Raw genomic sequence first — 793 nt, forward strand, 5'->3', positions numbered from 1 at the left:
ATCGGCGGCATACCCTTGCGGGCCGTTGTCACATGGGTCTTGATCAGATGGTCGTAGAAGCAGGCCACATAGTGCAACATCCGGATCGGCAGGCGGTGGTCCACCGTGGACTGGAACTCTATCAGCAGATACACGAACACCCGCTGCCTCGTACCCTCCCAGTCCACTTCCACTGACCAGACCTTGTCTTCAAACTTTTCCTTGAACAGCGGCGTGATGTAGTTCCCGCTGTGGTCGGTGAGGGTGGAAAAGTCCATCATTGCCGTCACTTCCGGCGGCGCAAAGCCCTCGATGAGCTGGCGGACCAGCTCCGGGTAGCTGAACAGTTCCTTGTAGCCCGTGTCGTGGTGGTTGCCCATGCGGCGTCCTGGCAGGAGATCGAACCACAGTGTGCCATATCTGCTCCCAGCTTGGCCGATCTCCATCCTTGCGGTAACCTGTCCCCAACCCGGCCACGGACAGGACCGGCAACCTCTGGAGGGAACCATGCCGCGCCCCCGCTGTGAACAGATTTCGCTCACCGATACGCCCTACTACCACATCATCTCCCGCTGTGTGCGGCGCACCTTCCTCTGCGGGCAGGATCACGTCACCGGCAAAAGCTTTGAACACCGGCGGCAGTGGATCGAAGATCGTATACGGCTGCTGGCCTCCCTGTTCGCCGTGGACATCGCCGCCTATGCGGTCATGTCCAATCACTATCATCTGCTGGTCAAGCTGGACCCAGCCCAAGCCGAGTCCTGGTCCGATGACGACGTGTTGCGGCGCTGGACTTGTCTGTTCAAGGGGGCAG

General features: G+C 60.2%; 1 protein-coding gene and 1 pseudogene. One reads left to right on the forward strand and one right to left on the reverse strand.

Features of this window, described 5'->3' with window-relative positions:
- Positions 1-359: Rpn family recombination-promoting nuclease/putative transposase (locus LPW29_RS15235; protein ID WP_238628719.1), on the reverse strand; the 359-nt coding region annotated here is incomplete at its 3' end.
- A gap of 127 nt (positions 360-486) precedes the next feature.
- Here LPW29_RS15235 and LPW29_RS15240 point away from each other — a divergent pair.
- Positions 487-793: pseudogene (locus LPW29_RS15240) on the forward strand (hypothetical protein); the annotation flags it as partial.

Source organism: Ectothiorhodospira sp. 9100 (assembly GCF_022227565.1).
Lineage (GTDB): Bacteria > Pseudomonadota > Gammaproteobacteria > Ectothiorhodospirales > Ectothiorhodospiraceae > Ectothiorhodospira > Ectothiorhodospira marina.